Source organism: Pontibacter sp. LHS1 (assembly GCF_058932855.1).
Window position 1 is genome coordinate 543,052 of record NZ_JBZYWF010000002.1, and the last position, 26,116, is coordinate 569,167.

The 26,116-nt window shown below is 50.9% G+C and carries 23 protein-coding genes, 1 other RNA gene and 1 pseudogene; 10 read left to right on the forward strand and 15 right to left on the reverse strand.

Annotation, left to right across the window (positions count from 1 at the left end):
• The first annotated feature begins 110 nt into the window (after positions 1-110).
• The gene (gene dcd / locus AC5FXQ_RS06775; RefSeq protein WP_493601730.1) at positions 111-647 is read left to right on the forward strand and encodes a dCTP deaminase; all 537 of its coding nucleotides are present in this window, start codon (positions 111-113) and stop codon (positions 645-647) included.
• 214 nt (positions 648-861) lie between these two features.
• Positions 862-1,308, forward strand: coding sequence for a DUF4890 domain-containing protein (locus AC5FXQ_RS06780; RefSeq protein ID WP_493601731.1), 447 nt, complete (start codon positions 862-864; stop codon positions 1,306-1,308).
• Positions 1,309-1,390: 82 nt separating this feature from the next.
• Here AC5FXQ_RS06780 and gldC read toward each other — a convergent pair whose 3' ends face one another.
• Complete coding sequence (gene gldC / locus AC5FXQ_RS06785) at positions 1,391-1,732, reverse strand: gliding motility protein GldC (protein ID WP_116544583.1); 342 nt, start codon at positions 1,730-1,732, stop codon at positions 1,391-1,393.
• Positions 1,733-1,809: 77 nt separating this feature from the next.
• On the opposite strand from gldC, the gene AC5FXQ_RS06790 reads away from it, so the two are divergent.
• A complete protein-coding gene (locus AC5FXQ_RS06790) occupies positions 1,810-2,844 on the forward strand; it encodes an endonuclease/exonuclease/phosphatase family protein (RefSeq protein ID WP_493601732.1) in 1,035 nt (344 codons plus the stop codon).
• An 86-nt stretch (positions 2,845-2,930) separates the two neighbouring features.
• Here the strand turns inward: AC5FXQ_RS06790 and dnaN are convergent, their stop codons facing one another.
• The 7 genes from dnaN to AC5FXQ_RS06825 form a co-directional block, all read right to left on the reverse strand.
• Positions 2,931-4,055, reverse strand: coding sequence for a DNA polymerase III subunit beta (gene dnaN / locus AC5FXQ_RS06795; RefSeq protein ID WP_493601733.1), 1,125 nt, complete (start codon positions 4,053-4,055; stop codon positions 2,931-2,933).
• A 107-nt stretch (positions 4,056-4,162) separates the two neighbouring features.
• Positions 4,163-5,863: a gliding motility-associated ABC transporter substrate-binding protein GldG gene (gene gldG / locus AC5FXQ_RS06800; RefSeq protein ID WP_493601734.1), complete on the reverse strand. Its 1,701-nt coding sequence runs from the start codon at positions 5,861-5,863 to the stop codon at positions 4,163-4,165.
• Positions 5,857-6,585: a gliding motility-associated ABC transporter permease subunit GldF gene (gldF, locus tag AC5FXQ_RS06805; protein ID WP_493601735.1), complete on the reverse strand. Its 729-nt coding sequence runs from the start codon at positions 6,583-6,585 to the stop codon at positions 5,857-5,859. The genes gldG and gldF overlap by 7 nt, the downstream gene beginning before the upstream one ends.
• A 9-nt stretch (positions 6,586-6,594) precedes the next feature.
• Positions 6,595-7,506: a gliding motility-associated ABC transporter ATP-binding subunit GldA gene (gene gldA, locus AC5FXQ_RS06810; RefSeq protein WP_493601736.1), complete on the reverse strand. Its 912-nt coding sequence runs from the start codon at positions 7,504-7,506 to the stop codon at positions 6,595-6,597.
• Positions 7,507-7,619: 113 nt separating this feature from the next.
• On the reverse strand, positions 7,620-8,324 hold the full coding sequence (locus tag AC5FXQ_RS06815; RefSeq protein WP_493601737.1) for an SDR family oxidoreductase: 705 nt from the start codon (positions 8,322-8,324) through the stop codon (positions 7,620-7,622).
• A gap of 20 nt (positions 8,325-8,344) precedes the next feature.
• Complete coding sequence (locus tag AC5FXQ_RS06820; RefSeq protein WP_493601738.1) at positions 8,345-9,058, reverse strand: hypothetical protein; 714 nt, start codon at positions 9,056-9,058, stop codon at positions 8,345-8,347.
• Between the two features lie 60 nt (positions 9,059-9,118).
• Positions 9,119-9,826 (reverse strand): SDR family oxidoreductase, encoded by a 708-nt coding sequence (locus tag AC5FXQ_RS06825; protein WP_493601739.1) that lies wholly within the window; start codon positions 9,824-9,826, stop codon positions 9,119-9,121.
• Between the two features lie 116 nt (positions 9,827-9,942).
• On the opposite strand from AC5FXQ_RS06825, the gene AC5FXQ_RS06830 reads away from it, so the two are divergent.
• Positions 9,943-10,674 (forward strand): MlaE family ABC transporter permease, encoded by a 732-nt coding sequence (locus AC5FXQ_RS06830; RefSeq protein WP_493601740.1) that lies wholly within the window; start codon positions 9,943-9,945, stop codon positions 10,672-10,674.
• A 72-nt stretch (positions 10,675-10,746) separates the two neighbouring features.
• Positions 10,747-11,490, forward strand: a pseudogene (locus tag AC5FXQ_RS06835) (ABC transporter ATP-binding protein); the annotation flags it as partial.
• 250 nt (positions 11,491-11,740) lie between these two features.
• Here AC5FXQ_RS06835 and AC5FXQ_RS06840 read toward each other — a convergent pair.
• From AC5FXQ_RS06840 to AC5FXQ_RS06855, 4 genes are all read right to left on the reverse strand, one after another.
• Positions 11,741-13,051: a NupC/NupG family nucleoside CNT transporter gene (locus AC5FXQ_RS06840; RefSeq protein WP_493601741.1), complete on the reverse strand. Its 1,311-nt coding sequence runs from the start codon at positions 13,049-13,051 to the stop codon at positions 11,741-11,743.
• 102 nt (positions 13,052-13,153) lie between these two features.
• Positions 13,154-13,753: a bifunctional nuclease family protein gene (locus tag AC5FXQ_RS06845; protein WP_196119719.1), complete on the reverse strand. Its 600-nt coding sequence runs from the start codon at positions 13,751-13,753 to the stop codon at positions 13,154-13,156.
• 19 nt (positions 13,754-13,772) lie between these two features.
• A complete protein-coding gene (locus tag AC5FXQ_RS06850; RefSeq protein WP_493601742.1) occupies positions 13,773-14,753 on the reverse strand; it encodes an electron transfer flavoprotein subunit alpha/FixB family protein in 981 nt (326 codons plus the stop codon).
• 1 nt (position 14,754) lies between these two features.
• A complete protein-coding gene (locus tag AC5FXQ_RS06855) occupies positions 14,755-15,495 on the reverse strand; it encodes an electron transfer flavoprotein subunit beta/FixA family protein (RefSeq protein ID WP_493601743.1) in 741 nt (246 codons plus the stop codon).
• Positions 15,496-15,562: 67 nt separating this feature from the next.
• Between AC5FXQ_RS06855 and AC5FXQ_RS06860 the strand changes: the two genes are divergently transcribed.
• Entirely contained in the window at positions 15,563-15,895 is a 333-nt protein-coding gene (locus AC5FXQ_RS06860; protein ID WP_493601744.1) for a tetratricopeptide repeat protein, read from the forward strand.
• Positions 15,896-16,087: 192 nt separating this feature from the next.
• Here AC5FXQ_RS06860 and AC5FXQ_RS06865 read toward each other — a convergent pair whose 3' ends face one another.
• Together AC5FXQ_RS06865 and AC5FXQ_RS06870 are read right to left on the reverse strand one after the other, a co-directional pair.
• Entirely contained in the window at positions 16,088-19,531 is a 3,444-nt protein-coding gene (locus AC5FXQ_RS06865) for a pyruvate carboxylase (protein WP_493601745.1), read from the reverse strand.
• A 386-nt stretch (positions 19,532-19,917) separates the two neighbouring features.
• On the reverse strand, positions 19,918-20,769 hold the full coding sequence (locus AC5FXQ_RS06870; RefSeq protein ID WP_493601746.1) for an HAEPLYID family protein: 852 nt from the start codon (positions 20,767-20,769) through the stop codon (positions 19,918-19,920).
• 143 nt (positions 20,770-20,912) lie between these two features.
• Between AC5FXQ_RS06870 and AC5FXQ_RS06875 the strand changes: the two genes are divergently transcribed.
• The 4 genes from AC5FXQ_RS06875 (at position 20,913) to AC5FXQ_RS06890 (ending at position 25,174) form a co-directional block, all read left to right on the forward strand.
• Positions 20,913-21,818, forward strand: a complete 906-nt coding sequence (locus AC5FXQ_RS06875) for a DUF2279 domain-containing protein (protein ID WP_493601747.1) — start codon at positions 20,913-20,915, stop codon at positions 21,816-21,818.
• A gap of 153 nt (positions 21,819-21,971) precedes the next feature.
• Complete coding sequence (locus AC5FXQ_RS06880) at positions 21,972-22,931, forward strand: DUF2027 domain-containing protein (RefSeq protein WP_493601748.1); 960 nt, start codon at positions 21,972-21,974, stop codon at positions 22,929-22,931.
• A gap of 140 nt (positions 22,932-23,071) precedes the next feature.
• Positions 23,072-23,462, forward strand: an RNA gene (gene rnpB / locus AC5FXQ_RS06885) — RNase P RNA component class A.
• A 719-nt stretch (positions 23,463-24,181) separates the two neighbouring features.
• On the forward strand, positions 24,182-25,174 hold the full coding sequence (locus tag AC5FXQ_RS06890; RefSeq protein ID WP_493601749.1) for a hypothetical protein: 993 nt from the start codon (positions 24,182-24,184) through the stop codon (positions 25,172-25,174).
• Between the two features lie 98 nt (positions 25,175-25,272).
• On the opposite strand, the gene AC5FXQ_RS06895 is transcribed toward AC5FXQ_RS06890, so the two are convergent.
• A complete protein-coding gene (locus AC5FXQ_RS06895) occupies positions 25,273-25,983 on the reverse strand; it encodes an SIMPL domain-containing protein (protein WP_493601750.1) in 711 nt (236 codons plus the stop codon).
• Positions 25,984-26,116: the final 133 nt, after the last annotated feature.

Sequence of the window (26,116 nt, forward strand, 5' to 3'; positions counted from 1 at the left end):
CTTCCTACCTAACCATGCAGTCGGACCAATTAACAATCAACAATACAGCAATTCAATAATTCAACAATCAAGCATTTTGCTTACTTTTACGGTCTTAACATTGCACTCCCATGATTCTTACAGATAAGCAGATTTTAGAAGAGGTTGAGAAAGGCACTATTTTAATTGAGCCGTTCAGGCGCTCCAGCCTTGGTACCAACTCTTACGATGTACACCTGGGCCGCTACCTGGCCACCTACCGCGACGAAGTACTCGACGCCCGTCGCCACAACGAGATTGATGTGTTTGAGATCCCGGAGGAGGGCTTTGTCCTGCAGCCTAATACGCTATACCTGGGCGTGACACTGGAATACACTGAAACACATGCACACGTACCTTTTCTGGAAGGCAAGTCAAGCGTAGGACGTCTCGGCATCGATATTCATGCGACGGCCGGTAAAGGCGATGTAGGCTTCTGCAATACATGGACACTGGAGATTTCAGTGACGCAGCAGGTGCGTGTATACCCTGGCATGCCGATTGGTCAGCTGATCTATTTTGAGGTAAAGGGCGGCATTGAGAACTATTACAATAGTAAGGATAATGCCAAGTATAACAACCGCACTACCAAGCCTGTCGAATCGATGATGTGGCGCAACGAATGGTAATTGTTGCCTAAAAGAATATGAAAAAAAGGTCAAATATTAGCTTATTTGGCCTTTTTTGGCATTATTTCTGCACTATATTACACGTATTCGACACTGAAGGGCAAGCAGGAAAAATTTTTAAATGCCGGAATCATTTCCCGGAAGCCTGCGTTTTAAAACTACAATGCTTCAGGAGAGAATGAAAAGCATTGAAAACACCAAAAACACTAAAATTATGAAAAAGCTACTGGTAATAACATTGATGGTATTCGGAACTGTATTCGGCGCATTTGCTACAGGTAATAATGTAACAGTGATTGCTGAGAAACGTGCCAACCACCTGTCTGACCAGATGATTCGTGAGCTTCGTTTGAATAACTACCAGGCCAATAAGATTAGAGAAATCAACCTGGACGTAGCTGCCCAGATTACTGAGATCGAGCAGAAGCACGAAGGTAACGAGCAACTGATCGCAGAGAAGTGCAAAGAAGTACTGGCCGTGCGTGACCTGGAGTTTGAAGATATCCTGAGCACCGTGCAGTATAACGACTACTTCGGTGACCGTAAAGTATATTCTAAAGTAGACCGTGAGTTTATGGCAAGCCTGAACGAACAAGGTTCTCAGAACCTGGCTACGAACGAAAAGGCCACTGAAAACACGACTGCCTCAAACGTAAACTAATTCGACATTTATAAATAAAAGCATAAAAGCCACCTCTAAGGGTGGCTTTCATTGTTTATAGACCGAGCTGGACAATTCTTTATTAATTGTTCTCCTTTTTGCGTTCTTCCTCTACGTGGCTCATCAGATCCTCGCACAGTGCACGCATTTTGTCAGCCATTACCTTGTCGCTGGTGGCCGTAGCGATGCTCTGAGCCATGGCGCCAATCGTATCGATGTAGAAGTACTTCATTTCGTCGATTGGCATGTCTTTGGTCCACAGGTCGATTTTCATAGTGCCAGCTTCATCACGGTCCCACAGGGAAATGTTGATGGCCTTTGCAAAATGGATCTTCTCACCTGCGTCGGTAGCTCTCCAGCTGATGGCTTCCGGTACACGCTGCTCGTCCAGCGCGATGCTAAAGTATATCTCTGACTTTTTCATTTTCGTTTCTGTTAAACTTTGTGCTATATATATCTCGTACTATGCTTGAATACTCAAACCAAGTACAAAGTTACGCGATGCGCTACGGAATAAAAACCTTCTTCTTTCTTTTTAGCCTGACCATCCTTTCGGGATGTGCCAGCTTAACCTCCTCTACTAAAAAAACGAAACTCTATACTGTTGCTTTTTATAACACAGAGAAGCTGTACGACACTAAAAATGACCCCGAAACTGATGATGACGGCTTTACGCCTGAGGGCATCATGCAGTGGGATGAGGACAGGTATAAGACCAAAATTCGCAACATTGCAAAAGTCATTGAATCCATTGGGGGCAAAAACGGTGCTGACCTGCTAGGCGTCAGTGAGGTGGAGAACCGTCAGGTGCTGGAGGATCTGGTCGGCTCCTCTCCTCTTCGCAAACGCCGCTACAATATCATTCATTACGATTCCCCCGACCCGGAGGGGCTCGATGTGGCCCTGCTCTACAATCCCAGAGTTTTCAAACCAACGGCTCACACAAACCTTCCTATTCAGTTTTCCGAAAAGGGCTTTAGCTCACGGGGCATACTACAGGTAAAAGGGACGCTGGCAGGTGAGCCTGTGACAGTTTATGTCAACCACTGGCCGGAAGACCGTGGCAGCACGACGCTCGGCACAGCCCGCAGAAGAGACGCTGCAGCGGAACTCAGACGGCAGCTGGATGCGCAGCAGAAAGCTGACAGAGATGCTAAAATAATCGTGCTGGGCGATTTTACGGATGAACCAAAGTCCACGAACATGGAGAAGGTGCTGATGGCGACAGGGCGACCTGATCCGTCTTACAACGAAGAGTTGTTCAATACCTTTTACTTGTGGTTTGTGCAGGGCCGCGGTAGCTTCCATACCCGCAACGACAACAAAATGCGTGATCAGATCCTGTTGTCCAAATCGCTTCTCAATGCCAGGGGTGGTTTACACTATGCTCACGGCTCTGCCTTCATCCACGATCCGGAGTTTGCCAAATTCACATTCGGCAGGTATAAGGATACGCCTCGTCAGACCTGGTCGGGCACCCTCTACATTGGCGGGTATAGCGATCACTTCCCGGTATACATCATGCTGCAAAAGTAGGCTATACTCTTAAATAGGATATACCCTAAAAACAAGAAAGGCGAACCATACCGGTCCGCCTTTCTGCATTAGGAGAAATTATCTTCTTATACGTAATTGTTCAGCATTACAGGCATCACCAACATCAGAACATTTTCATTATCTTCATTCGCAAGCGGCATCAACAGACCGGCACGGTTCGGTGTAGACAACTCAAAAGAGATCTCGTCGGCATCGATGTTGTTGAGCATTTCGATCAAAAACTTCGCGTTGAAACCAATTTCCATGTCCTCACCGTCATACTGGCAAGTCAGGCGCTCGTTTGCTTCGTTTGAGAAATCCAGGTCTTCGGCAGAAACCTGCAGCTCAGAACCGGACAGCTTCAGACGAATCTGGTGTGTTGTTTTGTTTGAGTAGATGGAGATACGCCGCACAGAGCTCAGCAAAGCAGCACGGTCGATCACCAGCTTGTTCGGATTCTGTACAGGTATAACGTTCTCGTAATCCGGATAGCGCTCGTCGATGAGACGGCAGATCATGCGGATGTTGTCGAAGCTGAAGAACGCGTTAGACTGGTTGAATTCCATACGCACGGCAGTAGCCTCAGAAGGCAGCGTAGACTTCAGCAGTGTGAAGGCCTTGCGTGGGATGATCAGAGAAGCCTCCTGGCTGGTGGAGATATCTGTACGACGGAAACGCAGTAAACGGTGACCGTCTGTGGCTACGAATGTTACATTGTCGGGGCGCAGTTGCACGTAGATACCCGTCATGGCTGGACGAAGCTCGTCGTTGCTCACTGCAAAGATGGTCTTGTTAATGGCACGAGCCAGCACGTTTGACGGGATCTCGATGGCGCTGCCACCTTTCACCACAGGTACGCGCGGGAAGTCGGTTGCGTTTTCACCGGAAAGCTTGTAGCGTCCGTTTGCTGAGCTGATCTCGATGGTATAGGTCTCTTCGTCGATCGTGAAGGTCACCGGTTGGTCTGGCAGGTTCTTCAGCGTCTCGATCAGGATCTTGGCAGGGGCAGCAATACGGCCACTCTCCTTCGCCTCTACCTGCAGTTCGGTGATCATGGAAGTCTCCAGGTCACTGGCTGTGATGGTGAGGGTGCTGTCGTTGATCTCGAACAGGAAGTTCTCAAGGATAGGAACCACCGGGTTGTTGGTTACCACACCGTTTATGCTGGCTAACTGCTTCAAAAGAGCAGAGGAAGAGACGATAAATTTCATTATGTATAGCTATAATGTTATTTGGACAAAGTTAAAAATTTTTCGCATTTATGCTACCTGCAACAGCCCCGCTTTTTCACAATTTCTTTACATACAGGGCAAAAAAATCAGAAGCGCTCGTAGCGACGCTTGCGCAGGTAGTAGCGCAGCACCCCAAACAGGGCCAGCAGTACGATTGGAGCCACGATGTTGAGCAGTTGCCAGAAGGTACGCTCCTCCTTCACCCGCACCCTGTCCAGCGGCCGCAGTTGTATTTCCTTGCTGCGCACGTTGATCAGGCCTTCTGAGTCCAGCAGGTAATGGATGGTGTTCATGGCCAGCTCACGGTTTGCAAACGTCACATTGTTATACCTGTCGAAACCCAGCTCGTAGGCTTGTCCGGTACGTGGGTTCACATCGTTGCGCACGAGGTCTCCATCCGAGAAAACTGCTATTTTGGTCGGTACTCCTGTCTCTTTCACCTGTGGGTCAGCCGCTCCCTCCGGTGCTCTCCTGTTACGGAAGAGCGAAGTAAAGGCGCCTTCCAGCAGATAGCCCACCGGCTGCTGCCCCGCCTGGTACTGCTCCGGCTTCACTTCCATACGGGCTTCTTCAAGCGTAAGCGGTACCGGCGCCTGCATGATACGGGAGTAACCCGAAGTATAGACTAGAGGTGTTTTGCGTATGCCGTCAGCCCGTACCGTGTCCATTGTACCGATAAACTTGGAATACACCGCGTCGATGTTGCGGGTAATCGGATGTTTGGCGAAGGTATTAAGCAACGGATAAAAGCGCCAGTTGATCATCTCGGTCTGCGGCCGCTCACCGGTATAGCCGGTCACGATCGGTATAAAGCCTGAATTCAGGTCCATGATCATCGTCGGGTTCAGGCGCACGCCGTAGCGGAAGAACATATCATCGAGGTTGAGGTTGTAAGGCATCGCAAACATCCCTCCTGCCCCAACGCTGTCCATATTCGCGTTAAGCGCATCCACGAAGAACACGGCTTTGCCACCATTCATGATGAACTGATCGATCTTGTACTTATCGGCTTCAGTAAAAGCCTCAGTTGGCTTGGCAATAATGATCAGATCCAGGCCCTGCAGTGTAGGTATGTCGCGCAGTTCGCCACGGGCCACCCGGTAAAACTCCTGCAAAGAGCCCAGCAAATCGGTCACGTACTGCGTCTCCAATTGGCCTTGTCCGCTGATGTAGCCGATGGTCTTACTGCCCTGAAAAGCCATTTTGCGGATTGCCGTAGCCAGTTCGTACTCCACGCCTTCTACCGACTGGTTCAGGCGCTCGTCAGGAGAGGCTGCCAGGTTGCCTTTTAGGAGCATCACACCTGTTTCCTTGCCTTTGTACATGATACGCGCACCCGGAAACACCAGGCGCTCCACCTGCTTGCCGCCTTCGTTGGCACGAAGGTTAGTCGGCTGTATACCTGCCTGCGCCAGTTTCTGAAAAAACTCTACCCGCTGCTTCTCGTCTGTGATGTCATTCGGATCGATGAACTCGTAGCGCACATTGCCGCCTGCGTAGATGCGGAACTCGTCCAGGGTCTCCCGTACCGACTGCTGTAGCCGCTTGAAGCCTGCCGGAAACTCGCCCTCCAGGTATACCTCTACAAACACCGGTTCCGGCAGCTCCGCCAGCATCTGCTTCGTAACAGGCGAAATGGTATAGCGCTTGTCCTCGGTCAGGTCGAGGCGGAAGAAGAAATTGGCGGCCAGTATGTTAAGCAGCACAATGGCTGCTATCGCGATCAGAAAACGGACCAGGTCGCGGCTGCGCTTGCTCTTATGTGTCGTTGCCTGCTCTGTTACCATTTTCTGCTGCTCAATACAAGTTTGGTGGAAAAAATCATGATCGCGATCACACTCAGGAAGTACAGCACGTCACGCGAGTCGATCAGCCCTTTGCTGATGGCCGTGTAGTGGTATTCTATACCTAGCTGGCTGATAAAGTAGCCGTACCCGCCCCACACAGGTATAGAGGCGATCAGTTCGAAGCCGGCGTAAATGATGTAGCACAGGAAAATAGCGATCACGAACGATATGATCTGGTTGTCCGAGACAGAAGAAGCAAACACCCCGATAGCGACAAAAACGCCCGCCAGGAACACCAGTCCCAGGTAAGAGCCTACCACAGCGGCGGAGTCAACGTTGCCCTGCGGATTGCCGAGTTCGTACACGGTATAGTAGTAAATCAGGGTAGGTATAAGGGCAAAGAGCGCCAACAGCAGCGCAGCAAAGTATTTGCCCAGGATCAGCTGCAGATCCGAGATCGGTTTGGTCAGCAGCAGCTCGATAGTGCCTTCCCGCTTTTCCTCGGCAAAGGTGCGCATGGTGATGGCCGGGATGAGGAACAGGAACAGCCAGGGTGCCATGTTAAAGAGCGTCTGCATATCGGCAAAGCCGTAATCGAGCACATTGCTCTCGGGGAACACCCACATGAACATGCCAATGGCCACCAGGAATACCGTGATCACGATATAGGCGATCAGGGTGTTCAGGAAGCCGTTAAATTCTTTTTTAAGTATAGCGAGCATGAGGTATACCTACTTCGTCAGTTGCTGGAAAATCTTTTCAAGTGAGTTCTCTTCGTGGCGCAGGCCTACCAGCGGCCAGTTGCGCTCGGCTGCCACCCGGAAAAGGGTAGCGCGGATATCAGTATCCTTGCGTGAAACTACCCGGTAGGTGGCGCCCTCTGTTAGCGTAGCCGTCAATACACCTGGTACTTGCTCTAAGGCCTCCACAGGTATAGGCTGCTCAAACTCCACCAAGGTTGTCTTTTCATTACGGGAGCCAGCCTGCAGACTAGCCACATCACTGTCAGCCACTAGTTTGCCCCGGTTGATGATCACGACACGGTCGCAAATAGCGGTTACTTCCTGCATGATGTGGGTCGAGAAGATTACGGTTTTGTCCTGCCCGATGCGCTTGATAAGTGCCCGTATCTCCACGATCTGGTTCGGGTCGAGGCCGGTGGTGGGTTCGTCCAGGATAAGCACCTGAGGGTCATGCACCAGCGCCTGCGCCAGGCCAACTCTTTGTCGGTAGCCTTTGGAGAGTGCTCCGATCTTTTTGCCCTGCTCTAGTATGAGACCGCATAGCTCAACCATCTCCTGCACCCGCTCCTTTGCACGTCGTCCTTTCAGGCCGTATACCGAAGCCACGAAAGCCAGGTACTCATGCACATACATGTCCAGGTATAGCGGGTTGTGCTCCGGCAGATAACCCACGTTGCGGCGCACCGCGATGGGGTCCTGCAACACGTCGTAGCCGGCTACCAACACAGTACCCGCACTTGGGGGCAGGTAGCAGGTAGCAATCTTCATGGTAGTGGACTTGCCTGCACCGTTCGGGCCCAGAAAGCCAAGTATCTGCCCTTGCGAGACCGAAAATGAAATATCATCGACAGCCCGCTGCGACCCGAAAAGCTTGGTGAGATTTTTTACTTCAACTGACATCTGCTGCGAATGAACAATGACGAACGAATAATGTATAATTATCAGTCATTCGTCATTGTTAATTATTCATTAAATAAAGTCTGCAAAGCTACAAAAGCTGTTCCACATTATGGCTATACCTGTTTTCGGCCTTTCGGCATCAGCGGACGCACCTCGATGTCTACATGGTGGTAGTTGGCGTGTGATTCCAGGCAATGCACAATGGTAGAGGCAATGTCCTCGGGACGCATCATGTTATCGTTCACGGTCACGCTGTCGATGTTGTCGAAGAAGTTGGTTTGCACCGAACCGGGGTAGATGCAGGTAACCTTCACGCCATAATCGCGCACCTCTTTGTAGAGCGAATGCGAGATGCCACGCACGGCATGCTTGGTGGCACAGTAAGCTGACATCTGTTCTATACCTGTGGTGCCCGCTATGGAGGAGATGTTGATGATGTGCCCCTCACCCATTTCCTTCATCCCCGGTACTACCAGACGGGTGCAGTAAAAGAGACCGTGCACGTTGGTGTCGAACATCAGGTGCCATTCATCCAGGTCCTGGTCTTCCAGCGTAGACGATCGACCCAGGCCGGCGTTGTTTACCAGCACACTGATCTGGCCTCCAAAATGCTCTACGGTATGCTTATAGGCCATTTGCACCGAGTCGGCGCGGCGTACGTCGCATTCTACAAACTCAAAGCGCTCGTGCTGCACCTCCGGGTTTGTTCTGCCCCAGCCTGCCACTTTCGCACCTTGCTCCAGCAGCGCATGCACGGCTGCCAGTCCTATACCTCTGCTCACGCCGGTTACCACGGCTATCTTATTTTCCAGTTTCATAGTTTTATGTTTAGGGGAGTTTATAATCTGTAAAGCAGGCCTACCCGGATTATCTGGGTATACAGTTTCATATTGGCGCCTTCCATGTTAGCCTTGTAGTTCTTGATACCATGGGCGTAACTCAAGGACAGGCCGAAGTGACCCTGGTAACCTGTTATGCCCAGTCTAGGTCTGAAATCAGTGATCGACTCGCTGCGGTCTTTTCTTGTCTTAAATTCAGTTCCATCTTCCAGTGTCGCCTCCGATCGCTCTTTCATTTGCTGACTGAAACCAATGTCCGAACCCAGGGTCAGATCCAGGGCTATGGGGCTTTGCTTGATCCGCCAGCCAATGTAAGGCTGCAGATTGATATAATCGGCTATGATGACAGCTTTTCCGTCAGCCGGATGTGTCATAGAAGAACTGTGCGACCAAACGCCATGGGCTCTCTCTATCTTAGCCCTTGTTCGTAGTTGCTCGTACCCTGCCTGAGTACCAAGTAAAAAGCCGCCAGCTGCAACAAATTGCGCCTGCAAACTGCCACCATATGTCACGTTATACCCGCTGCCATACGGATTGATCACCATTGGAGCGCTGCCCCAGTTATCGTTAAGGACCATCGTAGTCGTTTTGGTAGACGATTCGCCTGCAAATCTCGACACACCAGAGCTCAGATGAGCGCTGTATTCCATTTTCTGCCCGAAGGACAGCGTGGCGCTTCCGAGGGCGAGTAGTAACAGGTATACTCTTTTCATATAGGCATAAGTTTGTTTCTGATTCAAATCAACCCTGCATACCCGCTTCACTTTCTAACTTTAAATATCGCCTAGCTGCGGCCTGATCAGGATCTCCTCCACTACGCTGTTGGGTGACATGGCATAAGCACCGTAGATGGCCATAGCCACATCTTCGGCACGCATAAACCGCTCTGGCGGCAGGTCCACCCCTTCCCAGCTGGCAGTTAAGGTTGCGCCGGGCAGAATGGCCGTTACACGAACGCCGTGCTCTTTCATCTCTTCCCGCAATACTTTTGACATCCCGAGTAGAGCATATTTTGAAATACAGTAAGAGCCGCCATTGGTGTAGGGTGTAATGCTGGCCGTGGAGCACATATTGAAAACATGCCCGCTCCTGCGCTTTTTCATATCCAACACAAAAGCCTTGGTGATGTAGTAGGCGCTGTAAAGGTTCGTGTTGATCATCATCGGAAGCGCCGCATCGTCCTCCTCGTGCAATTTACCAGGTATAAACAGACCACTGTTGTTAACAATTACCTCTATCCTGACATCGAGGTCTTTCACATAGGAGATGAAGTTTTTGAGCGAGCCCATATCGCTCAGGTCGGCCTCCTGGTAGAACACTTTGGAAAAGGTATAGCGCTCTTCAATTTCCAGTTTCAGCTTCTTGAGGTCTTTCTCGTTGCGGGAACAAGTAATGATATGAAAGCCCTCTTTTGCAAATTGCTCGATTACGGCCCTGCCAATGCCTTTTGTGCCACCTGTCACCAAAATATACTGCTGCATGTGCTCTATATAGATATAAGATAATACGTTTTCAAAATTTAACCGTAATATAGGCATTTAAACAGTATTTTTGCTTAGAAACACGTTTAATACCTTGTTTAACACGTATCGCCTGTATGCTACAATCCTTTGGGAAATACCTGCTGTTCATGCAAAGCCTTTTCACCCGTAAAGAATCCGCCAAGATTCTGTTCGGTCGAACCGTCGACGAGGCTATTTTGATTGGCATCAACTCTATACTCATCGTTGCCATCGTATCTACCTTCATTGGCGCGGTTACCTGTGTGCAGGTGTCTTACAACCTCAACAATGCTTTTATACCCCGTTCCACCATTGGTTTTATGGTGCGCGAAATGACCATTCTGGAGCTGGCACCCACCATCACCTCTATTGTTCTGGCAGGTAAGGTTGGCTCGAGCATAGCCGGTGGTTTGGGTACCATGCAGATCACCGAGCAGGTAGACGCACTCGAGGTTATGGGTATTAACTCGGCCTCTTATCTGGTGCTGCCCAAGGTGATCGCAGCCATCCTGGTCTTCCCGATGCTGGTTATTCTGGCCATGTTTCTTTCCATACTGGGTGGCTACTTAGCCGGAACCCTTTCAGGCGAACTAACACCGCAGGAGTACATTACAGGTATACGCGACCAGTTTATCCCTTACAACATTACGTTTGCACTGATCAAGTCAGTGGTGTTTGCTTTTCTGATTTCGTCTATCTCCTCATTTCGCGGTTACTATACCTCAGGCGGAGCGCTGGAAGTTGGAGCTGCTAGTACAGCCGCTGTAACCAATAGTGTAATCGCTATCCTGATTGGAGACTTTGTGCTGGCATACATCTTACTGTAGGGTTGTTGGCCATTTAAAATTTACAGGAGTTCTTCGCGTCTTTGCCTTTAGCTCCCGAATACAAGAATCACCATGATTGAAATACATAACATACACAAAGCTTTTGGCGACAAGAAAGTGCTGGATGGGGTGAGCGGCGTCTTTGAGACGGGCAAAACCAACCTCCTGCTAGGCGCCAGTGGCACGGGCAAGAGTGTGCTCCTCAAGTGCATTGTAGGCCTTATCAAGCCTGACCTTGGCAGCGTAACTTTCGACGGGACCTACTTCACCAATAACAAACTAGACATCCGCCAGGAGATCCGCCGAAAGATCGGCATGCTCTTTCAGAGTTCTGCCTTGTTTGACTCCATGACGGTGGAGCAGAATGTCGAGTTTCCGCTTAAAATGCTAACGGACATGAGCAAGGAGGAGCGCAAAGAGCGCGTTGACTTCTGCCTGAAGCGTGTAGGCTTGGAGGGTGCCAATAAAAAAATGCCTTCAGAGATAAGTGGTGGTATGAAGAAGCGTGTAGGTATAGCCCGGGCTATCGCCCCGCACTGTACCTACCTGTTCTGTGACGAGCCCAACTCCGGCCTCGACCCCCAGACCGCCCTAAAGATCGACGAACTGATCAAGGAGATTACGGAGGAGTATAACATCACCACTATCATCGTAACGCACGATATGAACTCCGTGATTGAAATCGGTGACAAGATCTTTTTCCTTTACGAAGGCAAAAAGCTTTGGGAGGGTACTCGTGACGAGATCATGGACACCGACATCAAGGAGCTCAACGACTTTATCTTCGCCAACCGTCTGATGCGTGATGCCAAGAAGGTGGAAGAAGAAGAGCGCGAAGAAGAGGAGGAACGCAGGCATAATGGTCAGCTAGCTTCACAGGGCAAAGAAAAGGCTCCTTCCGAAGAGACAGTACAGACACAGGACAAGCCTCAGCCTGAAAAGCCGGAGGGTCCTGCTGCAACTACACAAACTGGTAAAGATAAGGTATAGCTATACCTGCATACCTATAAAAAAGGCTCCCGCTAAGGTATAGCGGGAGCCTTTTTTATGTGGTAAAAATATCTTTTTAGAAGTTCAGGCCGAACAGCATACCTGCCACAGTAGCGGTCATCATACAGGCCAGTGAGGCACCCAGCAAGGCAATGAAGCCCAGCTTAGAGAGTTGCCCCTGCTGGTTAGGCGCCATGCTGCCGATACCACCGATCTGAATGGCAATGGAGCTGAAGTTAGAAAAACCTGCCAGTGCGTAGGTAGCCATCACCAGGGCTTTCGGGCCAAGGGTACCAGCTTCCTTCATGTTGGCCAGGTCGAGGTAGGCCACGAATTCGTTGATGGCAGTTTTCTGCCCAAGCAAACTGCCTACCTGCAGGGTATCCGCCCAAGGCACACCCATGATGAAGGCAAACACCCGGAAGATCTGGCCCAGGATGTACTGCAGGGAGAAACCGTTGAATTGCCCGTTCGTACTGGCAACTACCATTTCATTCAGTCCGGTCCAAACGCCAATCATGTCGGTCAGAACGTAGTTTACCAAAGCAATCACGGCAATGAAAGCAAGCAACATACCACCTACGTTCGCGGCTAACCGAAGTCCGTCCCCCGCTCCTCTTGAGAGTGCGTCAATCAGGTTCACACCCAGCTGCTCTTCGTTCACTTCGAGTTTATTAGTAATCTCTTCATGCTCTGTCTCGGGCACCAGAATTTTGGCGAGCACTATACCTGCCGGGGCGTTCATGATGGAAGCCGTAAGCAAGTGCGCCGCGAAAATCGCTTTCTGCGCCGGATCAGTACCACCGAGGAAAGACACGTAAGCTGCCAGTACACCGCCGGCCAAGGTTGCCATACCTCCCGTCATCAAACACATCAGCTCGGAGCGTGTCATGCGGGAGATGAAAGGACGCACGAGCAAAGGAGCTTCCGTTTGCCCCAGGAAGATGTTGCCAGCGGCAGAAAGGCTCTCAGGCCCTGACAGGCGCATCACCTTCGACATCACCCAGGCAATGCCATACACAATTTTCTGGAGCACACCGAGGTAGTACAAACCAGCCGATACAGTGGAAAAGAAAATGATGGTGGGGAGAACAGAGAAGGCGAAAATAAAGCCCAATCCGCTGTTTTTAGACGGATCGGCCAGGTTGCCAAAAAGAAACTGAGCGCCCGCCTGCGAGAAATCCAGAAACGTAACAAAGCCTTCGCTGACGTAGGCAAAGCCTTTTGCCACGACGGGTACCTGCGTTACGAGTACGCCAAACAGAACCTGGAGGCACACGCCGTAGCCGACGAGTCTCCAGTCTATGTTTTTACGGCTTTTAGAGAACGCAAAGGCGATGGCAATAATGGCTATGAGGCCAAGAAGCCCTCTGAAAATATCGAACATGCTGTGGGACAAAATTTGGCCAAAAGTAAGCCGAATATCTTTTAAAACAAAAAGTCCTGCGCCATATAGACACAGGACTTTTAAAGTATAGCGTATGTTATGCTAGTTTCGCTTGTTCAACTCGTCACGGATCTTTGCGGCACGCTCGTAGTCCTCTTTTTCAAGAGCCTCGTTGAGCATTTTGTTCAGGTCATCTACTGACGTCTGGTTGAGCGGCTCCTTGGCGCTCGGAGTCGATGAAGAACTGCTCTTTACGGTCATTTCTTCGTTTTCGTCCTCCTCCTCTTCCAGATCGCTCAAAATAATGCCAGCTTCTGACAGCACACTTTCCACGGTGTAGATAGGTACCCCGAACCGCAGACCGATCGCAATAGCGTCGGACGGGCGTGCATCCAGCTCGAACTCCTTCTCCCCGTCGGTGCACATGATCTTAGAATAGAACACGCCCTCCTTCAGGTCAGAGATCAGGATCTCAGTGATGTTCACGCTCATCTGCTCTGCAAAGGTCTTAAACAGATCGTGCGTGAGCGGACGGTTTGGGTTGATTTTTTCTATCTGTATGGCGATGGACTGCGCTTCGAACATGCCGATGATGATCGGCAGCCTGCGGTTTCCATCACGCTCTCCCAGCACCAGTGCAAACGATCCCGTCTGCGATTGGCTGGAGGAGAGCCCGAGTATCTCTAGCTGTATTTTTTTCACAATTGTGTTCTTCTTAAGTCTATTTGTCTAAAGCTTTGGCAGCTTCGATTAATTTAGGAAGTACCTCGAGCGCATCGCCAACTATGCCATAATCAGCGGCTTTGAAGAACGGCGCTTCCGGATCCTTATTAATAACGACAATCACTTTAGAAGAGTTAACCCCTGCCAGGTGCTGGATGGCACCAGAGATGCCAGCCGCGATGTACAGGTTAGGGCTTACGGTGATACCCGTCTGGCCAACGTGCTCGTGGTGCGGGCGCCAGCCGATGTCAGAAACAGGCTTGGAGCAAGCGGTTGCAGCACCCAGTTCACGGGCAAGCTCTTCGATCAGATGCCAGTTCTCAGGGCCCTTCATACCGCGACCGCCAGACACGACGATCTCAGCCTCTGGCAGCAACACGCCACCGCCTGTTTCCTGCATTACCGTTTCCTTCGGAGCGGCAGCGAAATCAGACTCAGCCAGGTCAGCTGAAAGCTTCTCTACCGTAGCGGTTGAACCGCCATTGCTGATGATGTCGGTGCTGTTTTTCTTCACCGCGATGATCTTCACATCGGAAGTCAGGTTTACGTCGGCAAACGCCTTGCCTGAGAACACACCGCGTGTCACGGTGAAGTTACCTCCGTCAATCTTAGGAAGCTCGGTTACGTTAGTTGCCAGTGAGCCGTTCAGGCGAACAGCCAGCTTGGAGCCTACCGCGGCACCGATGTTGGAGTTCGAGAATACCAGAACCTTGGCGCTTTCCTGCTGCGCCGCTGTTGCGATTACTTTCACATAAGCGTCAGCCACGAACTGCTTCAGGCGGTCATCGGCGTCGTACAACACCTTGCTGATGCCCTGCTCACCTAACCTGGTAAGCGCCTCTTCGTGTACATCGCCGATAGCTACTGCTGTGGCAGTGGTACCCATGGCTTGCGCCACCTGGCTGCCGTAGGATGCTGCCTCGAGTGAGGACTTCTTGATCTCTCCGTTCAGACCTTCTACAAATACTAATACAGACATATTACAGTACTTTAGCTTCGTTTCTCAATAGTTTAATCAATTCGCCGGCGTTCTCCGGTTCTATCAGCTTCACGCCGCTCTTTTTCTCGGGCTTGCTGTAGTTCACGTACTGCGACTTGGCTTCGCCGCCCGTAGGCTCCACCACTTTGAGTGGCTTGGTGCGGGCTGTCATGATGCCACGCATGTTCGGGATGCGAGGCTCGCACATCGGCTGCTGGGCACTGGCTACGAAAGGCAGTTTTACTTCCACCACTTCTTTGCCACCTTCGATCTCACGCTCCAGACGGGCCGTGCTATCGTCCACCATGTCCAGTTTAAAGGCTGGCGTTACAGACGGAATACCCATCATTTCACCTACCATGTTATGTACCTGGAAGCCGTTGTAGTCGATGGATTCCTTGCCCATCAGGATCATATCGTAACCTCCCTCTTTGGCGATGGCAGTGATCTGCTGCGCCACGAAGAAAGCGTCTTTCGGGTGTGCGTTCACGCGGATGGCGTCGTCGGCGCCAATGGCCAGTGCCTTGCGGATGTTCGGCTCAGCGTCGGCTTCGCCCACGTTCAGCACGGTTACGCTGCCGCCTTTGGCCTCTTTCAGCTCAATGGCGCGGGTGAGGGCGTACTCATCCCAAGGGTTGATTACGTACTGCACCCCGTTCTTGTCGAACTCTTTGTTATCTCCAGTAAAGTTGATCTTGGATGTGGTATCCGGAACGTTACTGATGCAAACTAATATTTTCATGATTAGAAATGTTAGCTTATTTAAAATTAGATTTGTGCGAAGTTAGTTAAAATATAGCCAAATAGAAATGTCTCAAAATAGATTAGAACAGCTCCTCAAATTCTATGAAGAGGACCCGAACGATCCATTCACGATCTATGCAATTGCGACAGAGTTACGTGGATCCGAACCGCAAAAAGCGATGGAGTTTTACGAGAAACTGCTGTCTGAGCATGAGCGCTACGTAGGCACTTACTACCACGCAGCCAGCCTATACGCCGAACTTGGACAACCTGAAAAAGCCGAGCAAACCTACAAAAAAGGCATGCTGATCAGCCGTCAGGAAGGCAACATGCACGCATTTGCAGAGTTGCAACAGGCGTATAACAAGTTTGCAGGACTTGACTACGAAGACGAGTAGCACCTTTTGCGCTACAGATCAAAAATAGTATGCATGCAGCATATCTGCAAGTATAAAACAGGCTTTTATGCCGAAATGTTTTCTAATGGCTTCTGTAGCGTACTAGATATAGCGCCCGAAGGTTTACGATAGCAAGAAGAAAAGCCACCGCCTTTGCAGGTTTGGTGGCTTTTCATGCTTAGACCTTATGTGCTAAGATAAACTCAGGACCAGATCGTCGGTGTTCACCAGCGAGCCCTCCGGCAGGTGCAGGTCGGCAATCCTGGTGGCTTCTGAAGCTGTGATGGTCGTTTCCATTTTCATGGCTTCGATCACGAACAGCGGCGTGTTCTTTTTCACCTCCTGATCCTTCTCCACCAGTATCTTCGAGAGCAGGCCCTGCAGCGGCGCCCCGATGTGCTTCGGATTGCCTTTGTCGACCTTCTGGTGCTGCACCCGCTCCACTTTTACCGACTTGTCACGCACCTCGATGTTCCGCGTCTGTCCATTTAGTTTGAAAAACACGGTGCGCATACCGTCCTCGTCCACGTGGCCCAGCGACTGGTATTTGATTACAATGGACTTGCCACGGGCAATGTCGATGATGGCCTCCTCGCCTGGTTGCATGCCGTAGAAGAAGAGGCGCGTCGGGATCTTGGAGACGTTGCCGTACTGATCATAGTGCTTGTGGTAGGCCTCGTATACCTTCGGGTAGAGCTGGTACGAAAGGAAGTCGGTATACTTGGTATGCTCCCCAAACTTCTCCTGAAACTTCCTGAACTCCTGGTCCAGGTTGATCGGCTCAAGGTGCTCGTTCGGTCGACCGTCGTAAGGCTGTTCGTCTTTGAGCACGATGGCCTGCAGCTTTTTCGGAAAACCGCCCACAGGCTGCCCCAGATCACCACGGAACAGCGACTGCACCGATTCAGGGAAAGATATCTGCTCGCCGCGCTCCAGTACATCCACCGTCGTCAGTCCGTTTGACACCAGGTATAGTGCCATGTCGCCCACTACTTTGGAGCTTGGCGTTACCTTCACCAGGTCCCCGAACAGCTGGTTCACCTCCGCATAGGTCTCTTTGATCAGCTCCCACTTGTCGCCCAGACCTAGCGCATTGGCCTGCGGACGAAGATTGGAGTACTGTCCGCCCGGAATTTCGTGGTGGTATACCTCTGCCGTACCTGCTTTTAGGCCGGACTCAAACGGATAGTAGTACTCGCGCACCGTTTCCCAATAGTTGGAGTGGCGGTTGAGGCTCTTCTGATCGAACTCGCGGTGTCGCTCTTGAAAGCGCATGGCCTCTACCATCGAGTTAAAGTTCGGCTGCGAGGTAAGCCCCGACATAGCTCCCAGGGCCACGTCCACCACGTCTACCCCTGCCTCAATGGCTTTGAGGTAGGTGGCCGACTGTATACCTGATGTGTCGTGGGTATGCAGGTGGATCGGCAGCTTCACGGTATCGCGGAGCGCCTCTACCAGTACCTGCGCAGCGTATGGCTTGAGCAAACCGGCCATGTCTTTGATGGCCAGAATATGTGCCCCGGCCTCCTCCAGCTGTCTGCCTAGTTGCAGGTAGTACTCCAGGTTATACTTGGTCTTTTTCGGGTTTAGTATATCGCCGGTATAGCAAATTGTGCCCTCTGCCAGACCGCCTGTGCGCTTGCGCACAAAGTTGATGCAAGGCTCCATACTCTTCATCCAGTTGAGCGAGTCGAAAATGCGGAAAATGTCCACGCCTGTCTCCCACGACTTCTCTACAAACGACTCAATCAGGTTGTCCGGATAGGCCTTGTACCCTACCCCATTCGACCCGCGGATCAGCATTTGCAGCAAGATGTTCGGCACTGCTTCCCGGATCTCGGCCAGTCGGCGCCACGGGTCCTCGTGCAAAAAGCGCAGGCACACGTCGAAAGTCGCACCGCCCCATACCTCCATGCTGAAGGTCTGCGGATGGTCCTTGGCATAGGCCTCGGCTATTTTAAGCATGTCAAAAGAGCGCATGCGGGTGGCAAGCAAGGACTGGTGCGCGTCACGGAAAGTGGTGTCGGTATAGTGAATTTGCTTGTCATTGCGCAGCCACTTGGAGAACTCCTCCGGACCAAGCTTTGTGAGCAAATCCTTTGTGCCCGGCTCATAAGGTTTGTTCAGGTTAAAGCCTGTGAAATCCGGTTTGGAAAGCACCTTGTCCGGGTCAGGTTTCTTCACGTCCGGGTGCCCGTTCACGATCACGTCGGCTAGGAAGCTGAGTAGCTTCGTTGCGCGGTCCTTGCTTTTGCGGAACACAAAGAGTTCGGAGTGGTTCTTCACAAAGTCCACGGTCGCGTCACCGGAGATGAAAGTTGGGTGGTTGATGATGTTCTGCAGGAACTGGATGTTCTGCTTTACACCCCTGATTCTGAACTCGTCCAGCGTGCGCGACATCTTCATAGCGGCGTGGCGCAAGGTCGGTGCCTGTGCCGATACTTTTACGAGCAGCGAGTCGAAGAACGGACTGATTTTGGCACCCTGGTACACACTGCCCTGGTCGAGGCGAATACCGAAACCACCGGCGCTGCGGTAAGCGATAATGGTGCCGTAGTCCGGCTTAAAGTCATTCTCAGGGTCTTCAGTAGTGATGCGGCACTGGATGGCTACGCCATTTGCTCGTACCGTGTGCTGCGGACCGAGCAGCACTTCCTCGTGGTCCAGGGTATAGCCGTCGGCAATGAAGATCTGCGTTTTGATCAAATCTATACCTGTGATCATCTCCGTCACCGTATGCTCCACCTGTATGCGCGGATTTACTTCGATGAAGTAGATGTTGTTCGTCTGCGGCTCCACCAGAAACTCCACCGTGCCCACGTTATTATAGTTCACGGCCTTACAGATGCGGATGGCGTAGTCGTACAGCTGATGCCGTGTCTCTTCGTTCAGACTGATGGCCGGGGCCACCTCCACCACTTTCTGGAAGCGGCGCTGCACCGAACAGTCCCGCTCAAAGAGGTGAGTGATATTGCCGTAGTTGTCGGCCACGATCTGCACCTCAATGTGCTTCGGGTTCTCGACATACTTCTCCAGGAAAAGCGTGTCGTCGCCAAAGGCCTTCAGGGCTTCGTTCTTCGCTTCGAAGAAGCCTTTCTCAAGCTGCTCGTCATCCCGGATCACGCGCATGCCGCGCCCACCACCACCGGCAGCGGCCTTGAGCATAAGCGGATAGCCGATGCGGTGCGCCTCCTCCAAAGCTGTGTCATAGGTATTCAGATCCAGGTCGTTGCTCTGGATGATCGGCACGTCACAGCTAACGGCTACTTTCTTGGCTGATACTTTATCCCCTAACGACCCCATCACCTCCGGCCGCGGACCGATGAAGATGATGCCGTTTTCGGCGCACTTGCGGGAGAAATGCTGGTTTTCGGAAAGGAAGCCGTAGCCCGGGTGGATAGCGTCTACTCCGTTTTCCTTTGCGATGGTGATGATGCCGTCAATATCGAGGTAAGGCTGCAGCGGCTGGTTGTCTTTGCCGATCTGGTAGGCCTCGTCGGCTTTGTAGCGGTGCAGGGAGTAACGGTCTTCGTAGGTATAGATGGCCACCGTCTGGATGTTGAGCTCCGTACAGGCCCTGAGCACACGGATGGCAATTTCGCCGCGGTTAGCGACAAGTACTTTTTTGATTTTCATATAAGGTGAGATGTAAGGTATAGCTGCACTATATTTTTATGGATAAAGGGCGAAAAGGAAAACACCGATGCGCCACAGGTATAAGCAACACTATAATAATTAGGTACAGACGAATGGCAGGCGGGAAATGAAGCGACCTGCCGTTTTGAAAACATCCCTTAATACAGGCTTTTTCCGGATAAGGTTATATTGCAAATTCGAAGGATAAACAGCGGTATTTATACCTTATAGGCTGGAGCCTCTGTAACATATCGTAACATACTAATATGCTTACAGTTTGGCAGATAGCAAAAAAGTAGCGCCACCGTTAAACAGTGACGCTATCAAATAAACAACAACCTAAACTTTAATCTGATCAGAAAATCTATTGCTATACCTGCTTACTCTTAATGCTTTTTATGCCCCGGCTCGTAGATCAGTCGGAAAAAGGTGCTCATGCGCTCCCGCTCTTTTGTAATCGGTATACCTGTCACAATACCGATCATCAGGCCCTCGTTGATCACCAGTCGCATCTGCGGACGCAGCACCATGTCCATATGCCCACCCTGCACCTCTTTGTTCACTTCAAGGCCTACAAAGTTGCGGCTGTTCGGTATCATGTAGTGTGCACTCGTATTGATCTCGTAGCTGGTCTCCAGTCCGCTGTGGCCGAAGTGGTTGAACACCCGTGGACCGGTATAGATCAACGAGTGAAAATTACTGCCCCACTTTTTGGCCGCCACTAAAAAGGGATTAAACAGAAATCCCTGAAACACGTCATCCCGCCGGATGCGGTCGAGGTCCGTCAGTTCGAACTCCGTGATAGTGCCCAAAGCCATGGACGTGTTAAACCGCTTATTCACCAGAAAGGTATACTGCGCCGCCAGCTTCAGCGACTCGATGCGGTCAGAGGGTCGGTTCACCTCCGGTCGACGGTCTTTGCTGTTGGTTGTGTAAACCGACACTGGTACTTCAATCTCCAGTCCCAGCCTGTCGATCGGCGCCCATTCATACTCTATCAGAAAATTATATCGGTCGTAGCCGAGGTTGTCGGTCATGCCGGCACCGATGTTCCACTCCTTCTCCCCTTTGTGCGCGCCAAGGTCCCGGATCAGGTCGATGTACAGGGGCTCGGCGTGGTGCAGTTTGAGTGGCTTTTGGGGCTGCTGCCGGGTTGTGTCAGGTATGGCTATTTCCTGTGCGTATGCTGTAAAAGTGATGGTGATAAAAAGAGCTGAAAGAAATAAAGTCCGTTTCATAAAAGGTTTAAACCAAAATAAGGACGAAAGTAGGGCGGCTCTATTAAAGGCATATTAAAAGTAGATTAGAAACAGATTAAAGCAGCTGATCTGAGGTAGAGGGGCAGACTGATTTTGACAGGTATGTGTATCTTTGCCACGCAATGTCGCGAAACCTGCTTTTTCTCTGGCTCTCTTGTCTGCTCCTGCTCCAACCCTTGCAGGGCATGGCCGCTATACCTGACAGCACCAACACAGCGCCTGACAAAGGACGTTTGCTGCTGCTCGGCAGCGGCTTTACAGTTGGCTACACGGCCATGCTGGTTTCACTGAACAAGGCATGGTACAGTGATCAGGAACGTACAGGTTTCCACTTCTTCAACGACAACCGGCAATGGAAGCAAATGGACAAAGCCGGTCATTTCTGGGGCGCTTTTCACCAGAGCCGTGCAGGTATAGACCTGCTGCGCTGGGCGGGCGTGCCTGATAGAAAAGCGATCTGGTATGGCGGCCTGACAGGTATTATTTTACAAACGCCGATCGAGATCTTCGATGGTTTTCAGTCTGACTACGGCGCCTCAGTGGGCGATGCGATTGCCAACACGGTGGGTTCGGCTGCCGTGGTGGCGCAGGAATTGGCCTGGCGGGAGGTGCGCATCATGCCGAAGTTTTCTTTCCAGACCACCCGTTACGCCGACCAGCGCCCCAATGTGCTGGGCAGCACCCTTCCGGAGCAGGTACTGAAAGACTACAATGGCCAGACCTATTGGCTCTCCGTCAATGTGGGCGATTTTCTGAAAGAGGAGAGCAAGTATCCCAAATGGCTGAGCATAGCGGTTGGCTACGGTGCCGAGGGCATGGTATACAATGATCCGGAGCTGAACAAGGCACAAGGTTTCAGTGCACGCCGCCAGTTCTATCTCAGCCCCGACCTCAACCTGATGCACTTCAAAGGCCGCAGCAAATTCCTCAACACCACGCTATACGTGCTCAGCATCATCAAAATCCCGGCTCCCGCCCTGGAGTACAACCGCACAGACGGACTGCGCTTCCATCCGGTATACTTCTAAATCGGCACGATTATTCCGCCGCACAAATCGTATCTTTGTGTAAAGTCAATTTGTACTTGTATAATAAGGTATAGCAAACAACTCTATACCTCAGCACAGGCTTTATACTTGTGACCAACGAACAACCATTAACGGATAACGAACAACGAAAATATGAACGTAGGAGATCGCGTGCGCCTGATGTCAGGACGAGAGGAAGGCATCATCACCCGCATACTGGATAATAACATTGTAGAGGTCGCCATCGACAACGACTTCACTATACCTGTGTCACGTCGTGAAATCGTGCTGATCGCGCCGGAAGAAGCCAAGGCTTTCCGAAATACCGAGCCTGAGCCCTACGCAAAGCCAGCCGCCCGTAAGGAACCGCCGGCGCCTGTTTTGGCCCAAAAAGGCATATACCTGGCCATGGTACACCAGTCAGACGAGCTGCTAGCAGCCACGGTGGTGAATAACACAGACTACGACGTACTTTTTACCAGTGGCGAAGAGCGTAATAATCAGTACCGCGGTTTGCAAAACGACAAGCTGGCTCCGAAAGCCAGCCGTGTTGTGAGTCATTACCACATGAAGGACTTCGAGAAGTGGCCGACGCTGATCGTGCAGTTTTTGCAGCACCGCAATGGCAGTCCGAGCTTGTTGGAGCCGGTGACCAAAAAGGTGCAGTTCCGCGCCAACTCTTTCTACAAGAGCAAAAAAACCGCTCCGGTACTCAACAAAGAGGCCTACCTCTTCCAACTCGACACCAAACCAGTTGCCGTAGACACCGACAAGATAAAAGAGCAACTCTCAGAGAAACCTGCCACGCAGGAAAGCACGAAAGTACAGGCACCTGAACATGAAGTAGATCTGCACATCGACAAGCTGGTGGAAGATTACAGCAGTATGAGCAACAGCGCCATGCTAAGGCTACAACTTGATCGTTTTCAGGATGCACTGGACCGCGCCATGGCCGCCAACATGCACGAGATCGTGTTCATACACGGCACCGGCAACGGCGTGCTCCGCAAGGAGATTCAAAAGATCCTGAGCCGCACTCCGGGCATCCGCTTCTTCGAGGACGCCAAGAAAGAGAAGTTCGGGTATGGCGCGACCCTGGTGAGGTTAAGGTAAATGGGTGAATGAGTGATTTAGTGAATTTAGAAAGTTAAAGCATCTGGAGAGTTCATAACGGGAACTTATACCTGCTTTCAACAATTTAACCAGTAAGCAATCCAACAATTTGCCATACCTTTGCAGGTATAGAAAGCTTAACAGCAAGCCGTCTTATCGCTGCTCCGCCTGGAGGAGAGGAAAGTCCGGGCAACACAGAGCATCCTACTTCCTAACGGGAAGGGGCCTTCCGGGAGACGGGAAGGCTACAGCCAGTGCCACAGAAAATAACCGCCAGCTGCAAAGCTGGTAAGGGTGAAAAGGTGCGGTAAGAGCGCACCAGCGGCTGGGTGACCAGTCCGGCTGGGTAAACCTTAGGAGTTGAAAGACCAAATAGGCTGACAGCGCTCCGCTTCGGCGGGGCTAAGGGCTGCTCGTCCGATGTCAGTGGGTAGGTCGATGGAGCCTGTGCGCGAGTGCAGGCCTAGATAAATGATAAGACGTTGGGCTTCGGCCTGATGACAGAACCCGGCTTACAGGCTTGCTGTTAAACTTTTCTCTTCTTCCTTTTCTCAGCGAATCTTTATACTCTCCATCAATTCCTTCTAGTATAGCAGCAGCTGGCTCAGGTATAGCTAGAGCAAAATTGCATAGCTGGCTTTTCGCCTGTGTGGCGGGCAATGGGCATTCTAGTTGCCGCTTTAGCAGTTGTATAATTACTGCTATTGCAGGTATAGCAAATGTGTTGTTTCATAGCTTGCCCTGGCCGGGCGGGCCTTACTTTTTTCCTTGATGAAAAAATAGAGGGCCCCTACCCCCAGTAAGCAAAAAAATCAAGACGCTCCAAATCGAGGGCCCCTACCCCCACTCGCTGAACGCTCTTGACAGGGGGACCCCTTTACCCCCAACAGTGGAGCGCCACAAGGTGCACCTGGCAAAAGTGACCTGTTGCATAGATCAGGGGTAAGTTAGTCTTGCTATACCTGCCAGTGGTCTATCTACTTACAAAGAGAAACTACATAGCTTATACCTATCAAGCAGCAATAGCTGGAGCTCCCCTCCTTGGATAAGGAGGGGCTGGGGTGGTTGGACCCGGTATATGCAATGTGAATTATAAGGCTATACCTTTGAATTAGCAGCTACAGAAGTCCACTTTGAAATGGGCACCGGTTTAAAAATCGTGTATGAAAATCCTGCTAATCCTTTAATCCTGAAAATCCTGATCCTGACAAGCTCTTCTTCGTATCTTTGCACCCTCAAATGACGCGATTATGACTGAGTTGAAACTATACGACCCATTCCCGAACATGCAGTTCAGCGACAAGCACTGCTTTTTGTGCGGGGCACATACCGGACCCGAGAACCGAACGCCTGTATTCGCCACTTGGCTGCAGGACAGGTATAAGCTGCGTGACAAGGAGCTGCTTATGCTCGACAAGAGCGTCAGCACCTACGGTGAGCTCACCATCCCCTGCTGCGACCACTGCCATACCCATCATGTTATTCCGCTGGAGGAAGAAATAGCCAAAGCCACAGAAAAAGGCATGGCCGGCCTGCAGGCACTGGAGCCTAAAAAGCTGTTCCAGTGGATCGGCAAGATGTACTATGGTACGCTGATCACAGAGCTGATCAAGGAAGCGGACCCGCTGATTATGCCGCAGAACCCCGTGAGTGAAAACCCGAAAATGCTGGGCAAGTTCCGCGAATTCTTTAAGGTACTGCAGTCAATCCGGGTGCCGATGGAGTTTTCCGATTTTCTTCCCTGCTCCCAGTTTATGTTGGAGGTGAGCCCCACGGAGGACGAGCTGCCTTTTGAATACCAGGACGAACTGACGACCATGGCCTTTAGCATCAAGCTGGGACCGGTCGTGCTCGTATGCACGCTCCTCGACAATGGGATCATCGGCAAAGCCCTCGGCAAGCTTTATCGCCTCACGCAGGGCCAGCAACTGCATCCGATTCAGGTGGCTGAGTTTAAAGCACGTGTGTTTTATGCAGCTTATATCTTCAACGTAGTGCCGGAGTATTTTGAGCGACCATTCAAGCCTGGAGACACGCACATCACCTTCGACACTATTATCGACGATGTAACGAACGAGATCTTTAACCCTTGGGAGATGACCGCTTATGCCCATATGCTGGAAGAAATGCTCAAGCCCTGGGACATCCGCGAAAAGGAAATACTGGCTGAGCCTGGCAAACCATTAAGTTTCCTGCTGGATGAGCAGCAAAACTTCAAACCGATGGAGCACTTTCAAAAGTAAGCTGCAACTATATCGTTATATACCTACTCTATAAATCTAAAAGAAGCTCCCTGACTTGTACCAGGGAGCTTCTTTTAGATTTAATTACCTATTACAGCCTATTGCTCTATCACAAAGCTCACGTTTACATTAGAAGTCACCGTCACTTCCCCTCCTGCTATGGACGGGCCACCACTTTGTGCCATTTCCATATCCATTGACATTTTCGCATAGCCTATGCGTGGCGAACCGTTAGAGGTATGCTCGTTGATGGAATATACCTTCCCCACTTTAGCTCCCAACTCCGCTGCCAGGGAATTGGCTTTCTGCTTGGCGTCGGCCACCGCTTTTTTGCGGGCCTCAGCACGGTGCTTCTCAATGTCTGAAACTCTGAAATAGATGTTATCGATGCGATTCACCCCATTGTCGTACAAACCCGAAAGCAGCTCGTCAAACCTGTTGATTTTTCTGATGACGATGGTCATGGTTTTCTGCGCCATGTAAAATTCGGGCTGTGCTTTTCCAAACTCGTTTCCTGAATAGATAGGCTGCAGGTTAACGTATGAAGTCTGAATATCTTTGGCATCTACACCTTGTTTGCGCAAATAAGCAATAATGGCAGCGGCTTGCTTATCGGTTTGCTTCCGGGCCTGGTCCAGGGTCTTCTCGCGTGTCTCCACTCCCAGGCTTATCACGACTTCATTTGGTTCAAGCTTCACCTCCCCTATTCCGTTCACACTGATAAGTGGAGGCATGATTTGTTGCTGAGCCATTGCCGGAAACATAGCCGCCAGCAAAAACATAAGGGCGATAAAAGATACTTTTTTCATAGTTCTGAATAAAAAAGGTTAGAAACACTCTGGTAAATATAGCTACTTGCTATATAGAACCAATTACAAAGGCCGTACCAGAAATAGATTTGCATAAAAAAACCCTTCACGATTTAAGTGAAGGGTTTCTATT

What these genes read in the sequence shown, in the direction of transcription:
- dcd (WP_493601730.1), top strand. Translation starts at nt 111, where the DNA reads ATGATTCTTACAGATAAGCAGATTTTAGAAGAGGTTGAGAAAGGCACT.
- AC5FXQ_RS06780 (WP_493601731.1), top strand. Translation starts at nt 862, where the DNA reads ATGAAAAAGCTACTGGTAATAACATTGATGGTATTCGGAACTGTATTC.
- gldC (WP_116544583.1), bottom strand. Translation starts at nt 1,732, where the DNA reads ATGAAAAAGTCAGAGATATACTTTAGCATCGCGCTGGACGAGCAGCGT.
- AC5FXQ_RS06790 (WP_493601732.1), top strand. Translation starts at nt 1,810, where the DNA reads ATGCGCTACGGAATAAAAACCTTCTTCTTTCTTTTTAGCCTGACCATC.
- dnaN (WP_493601733.1), bottom strand. Translation starts at nt 4,055, where the DNA reads ATGAAATTTATCGTCTCTTCCTCTGCTCTTTTGAAGCAGTTAGCCAGC.
- gldG (WP_493601734.1), bottom strand. Translation starts at nt 5,863, where the DNA reads ATGGTAACAGAGCAGGCAACGACACATAAGAGCAAGCGCAGCCGCGAC.
- gldF (WP_493601735.1), bottom strand. Translation starts at nt 6,585, where the DNA reads ATGCTCGCTATACTTAAAAAAGAATTTAACGGCTTCCTGAACACCCTG.
- gldA (WP_493601736.1), bottom strand. Translation starts at nt 7,506, where the DNA reads ATGTCAGTTGAAGTAAAAAATCTCACCAAGCTTTTCGGGTCGCAGCGG.
- AC5FXQ_RS06815 (WP_493601737.1), bottom strand. Translation starts at nt 8,324, where the DNA reads ATGAAACTGGAAAATAAGATAGCCGTGGTAACCGGCGTGAGCAGAGGT.
- AC5FXQ_RS06820 (WP_493601738.1), bottom strand. Translation starts at nt 9,058, where the DNA reads ATGAAAAGAGTATACCTGTTACTACTCGCCCTCGGAAGCGCCACGCTG.
- AC5FXQ_RS06825 (WP_493601739.1), bottom strand. Translation starts at nt 9,826, where the DNA reads ATGCAGCAGTATATTTTGGTGACAGGTGGCACAAAAGGCATTGGCAGG.
- AC5FXQ_RS06830 (WP_493601740.1), top strand. Translation starts at nt 9,943, where the DNA reads ATGCTACAATCCTTTGGGAAATACCTGCTGTTCATGCAAAGCCTTTTC.
- AC5FXQ_RS06840 (WP_493601741.1), bottom strand. Translation starts at nt 13,051, where the DNA reads ATGTTCGATATTTTCAGAGGGCTTCTTGGCCTCATAGCCATTATTGCC.
- AC5FXQ_RS06850 (WP_493601742.1), bottom strand. Translation starts at nt 14,753, where the DNA reads ATGTCTGTATTAGTATTTGTAGAAGGTCTGAACGGAGAGATCAAGAAG.
- AC5FXQ_RS06855 (WP_493601743.1), bottom strand. Translation starts at nt 15,495, where the DNA reads ATGAAAATATTAGTTTGCATCAGTAACGTTCCGGATACCACATCCAAG.
- AC5FXQ_RS06860 (WP_493601744.1), top strand. Translation starts at nt 15,563, where the DNA reads ATGTCTCAAAATAGATTAGAACAGCTCCTCAAATTCTATGAAGAGGAC.
- AC5FXQ_RS06865 (WP_493601745.1), bottom strand. Translation starts at nt 19,531, where the DNA reads ATGAAAATCAAAAAAGTACTTGTCGCTAACCGCGGCGAAATTGCCATC.
- AC5FXQ_RS06870 (WP_493601746.1), bottom strand. Translation starts at nt 20,769, where the DNA reads ATGAAACGGACTTTATTTCTTTCAGCTCTTTTTATCACCATCACTTTT.
- AC5FXQ_RS06875 (WP_493601747.1), top strand. Translation starts at nt 20,913, where the DNA reads ATGTCGCGAAACCTGCTTTTTCTCTGGCTCTCTTGTCTGCTCCTGCTC.
- AC5FXQ_RS06880 (WP_493601748.1), top strand. Translation starts at nt 21,972, where the DNA reads ATGAACGTAGGAGATCGCGTGCGCCTGATGTCAGGACGAGAGGAAGGC.
- AC5FXQ_RS06890 (WP_493601749.1), top strand. Translation starts at nt 24,182, where the DNA reads ATGACTGAGTTGAAACTATACGACCCATTCCCGAACATGCAGTTCAGC.
- AC5FXQ_RS06895 (WP_493601750.1), bottom strand. Translation starts at nt 25,983, where the DNA reads ATGAAAAAAGTATCTTTTATCGCCCTTATGTTTTTGCTGGCGGCTATG.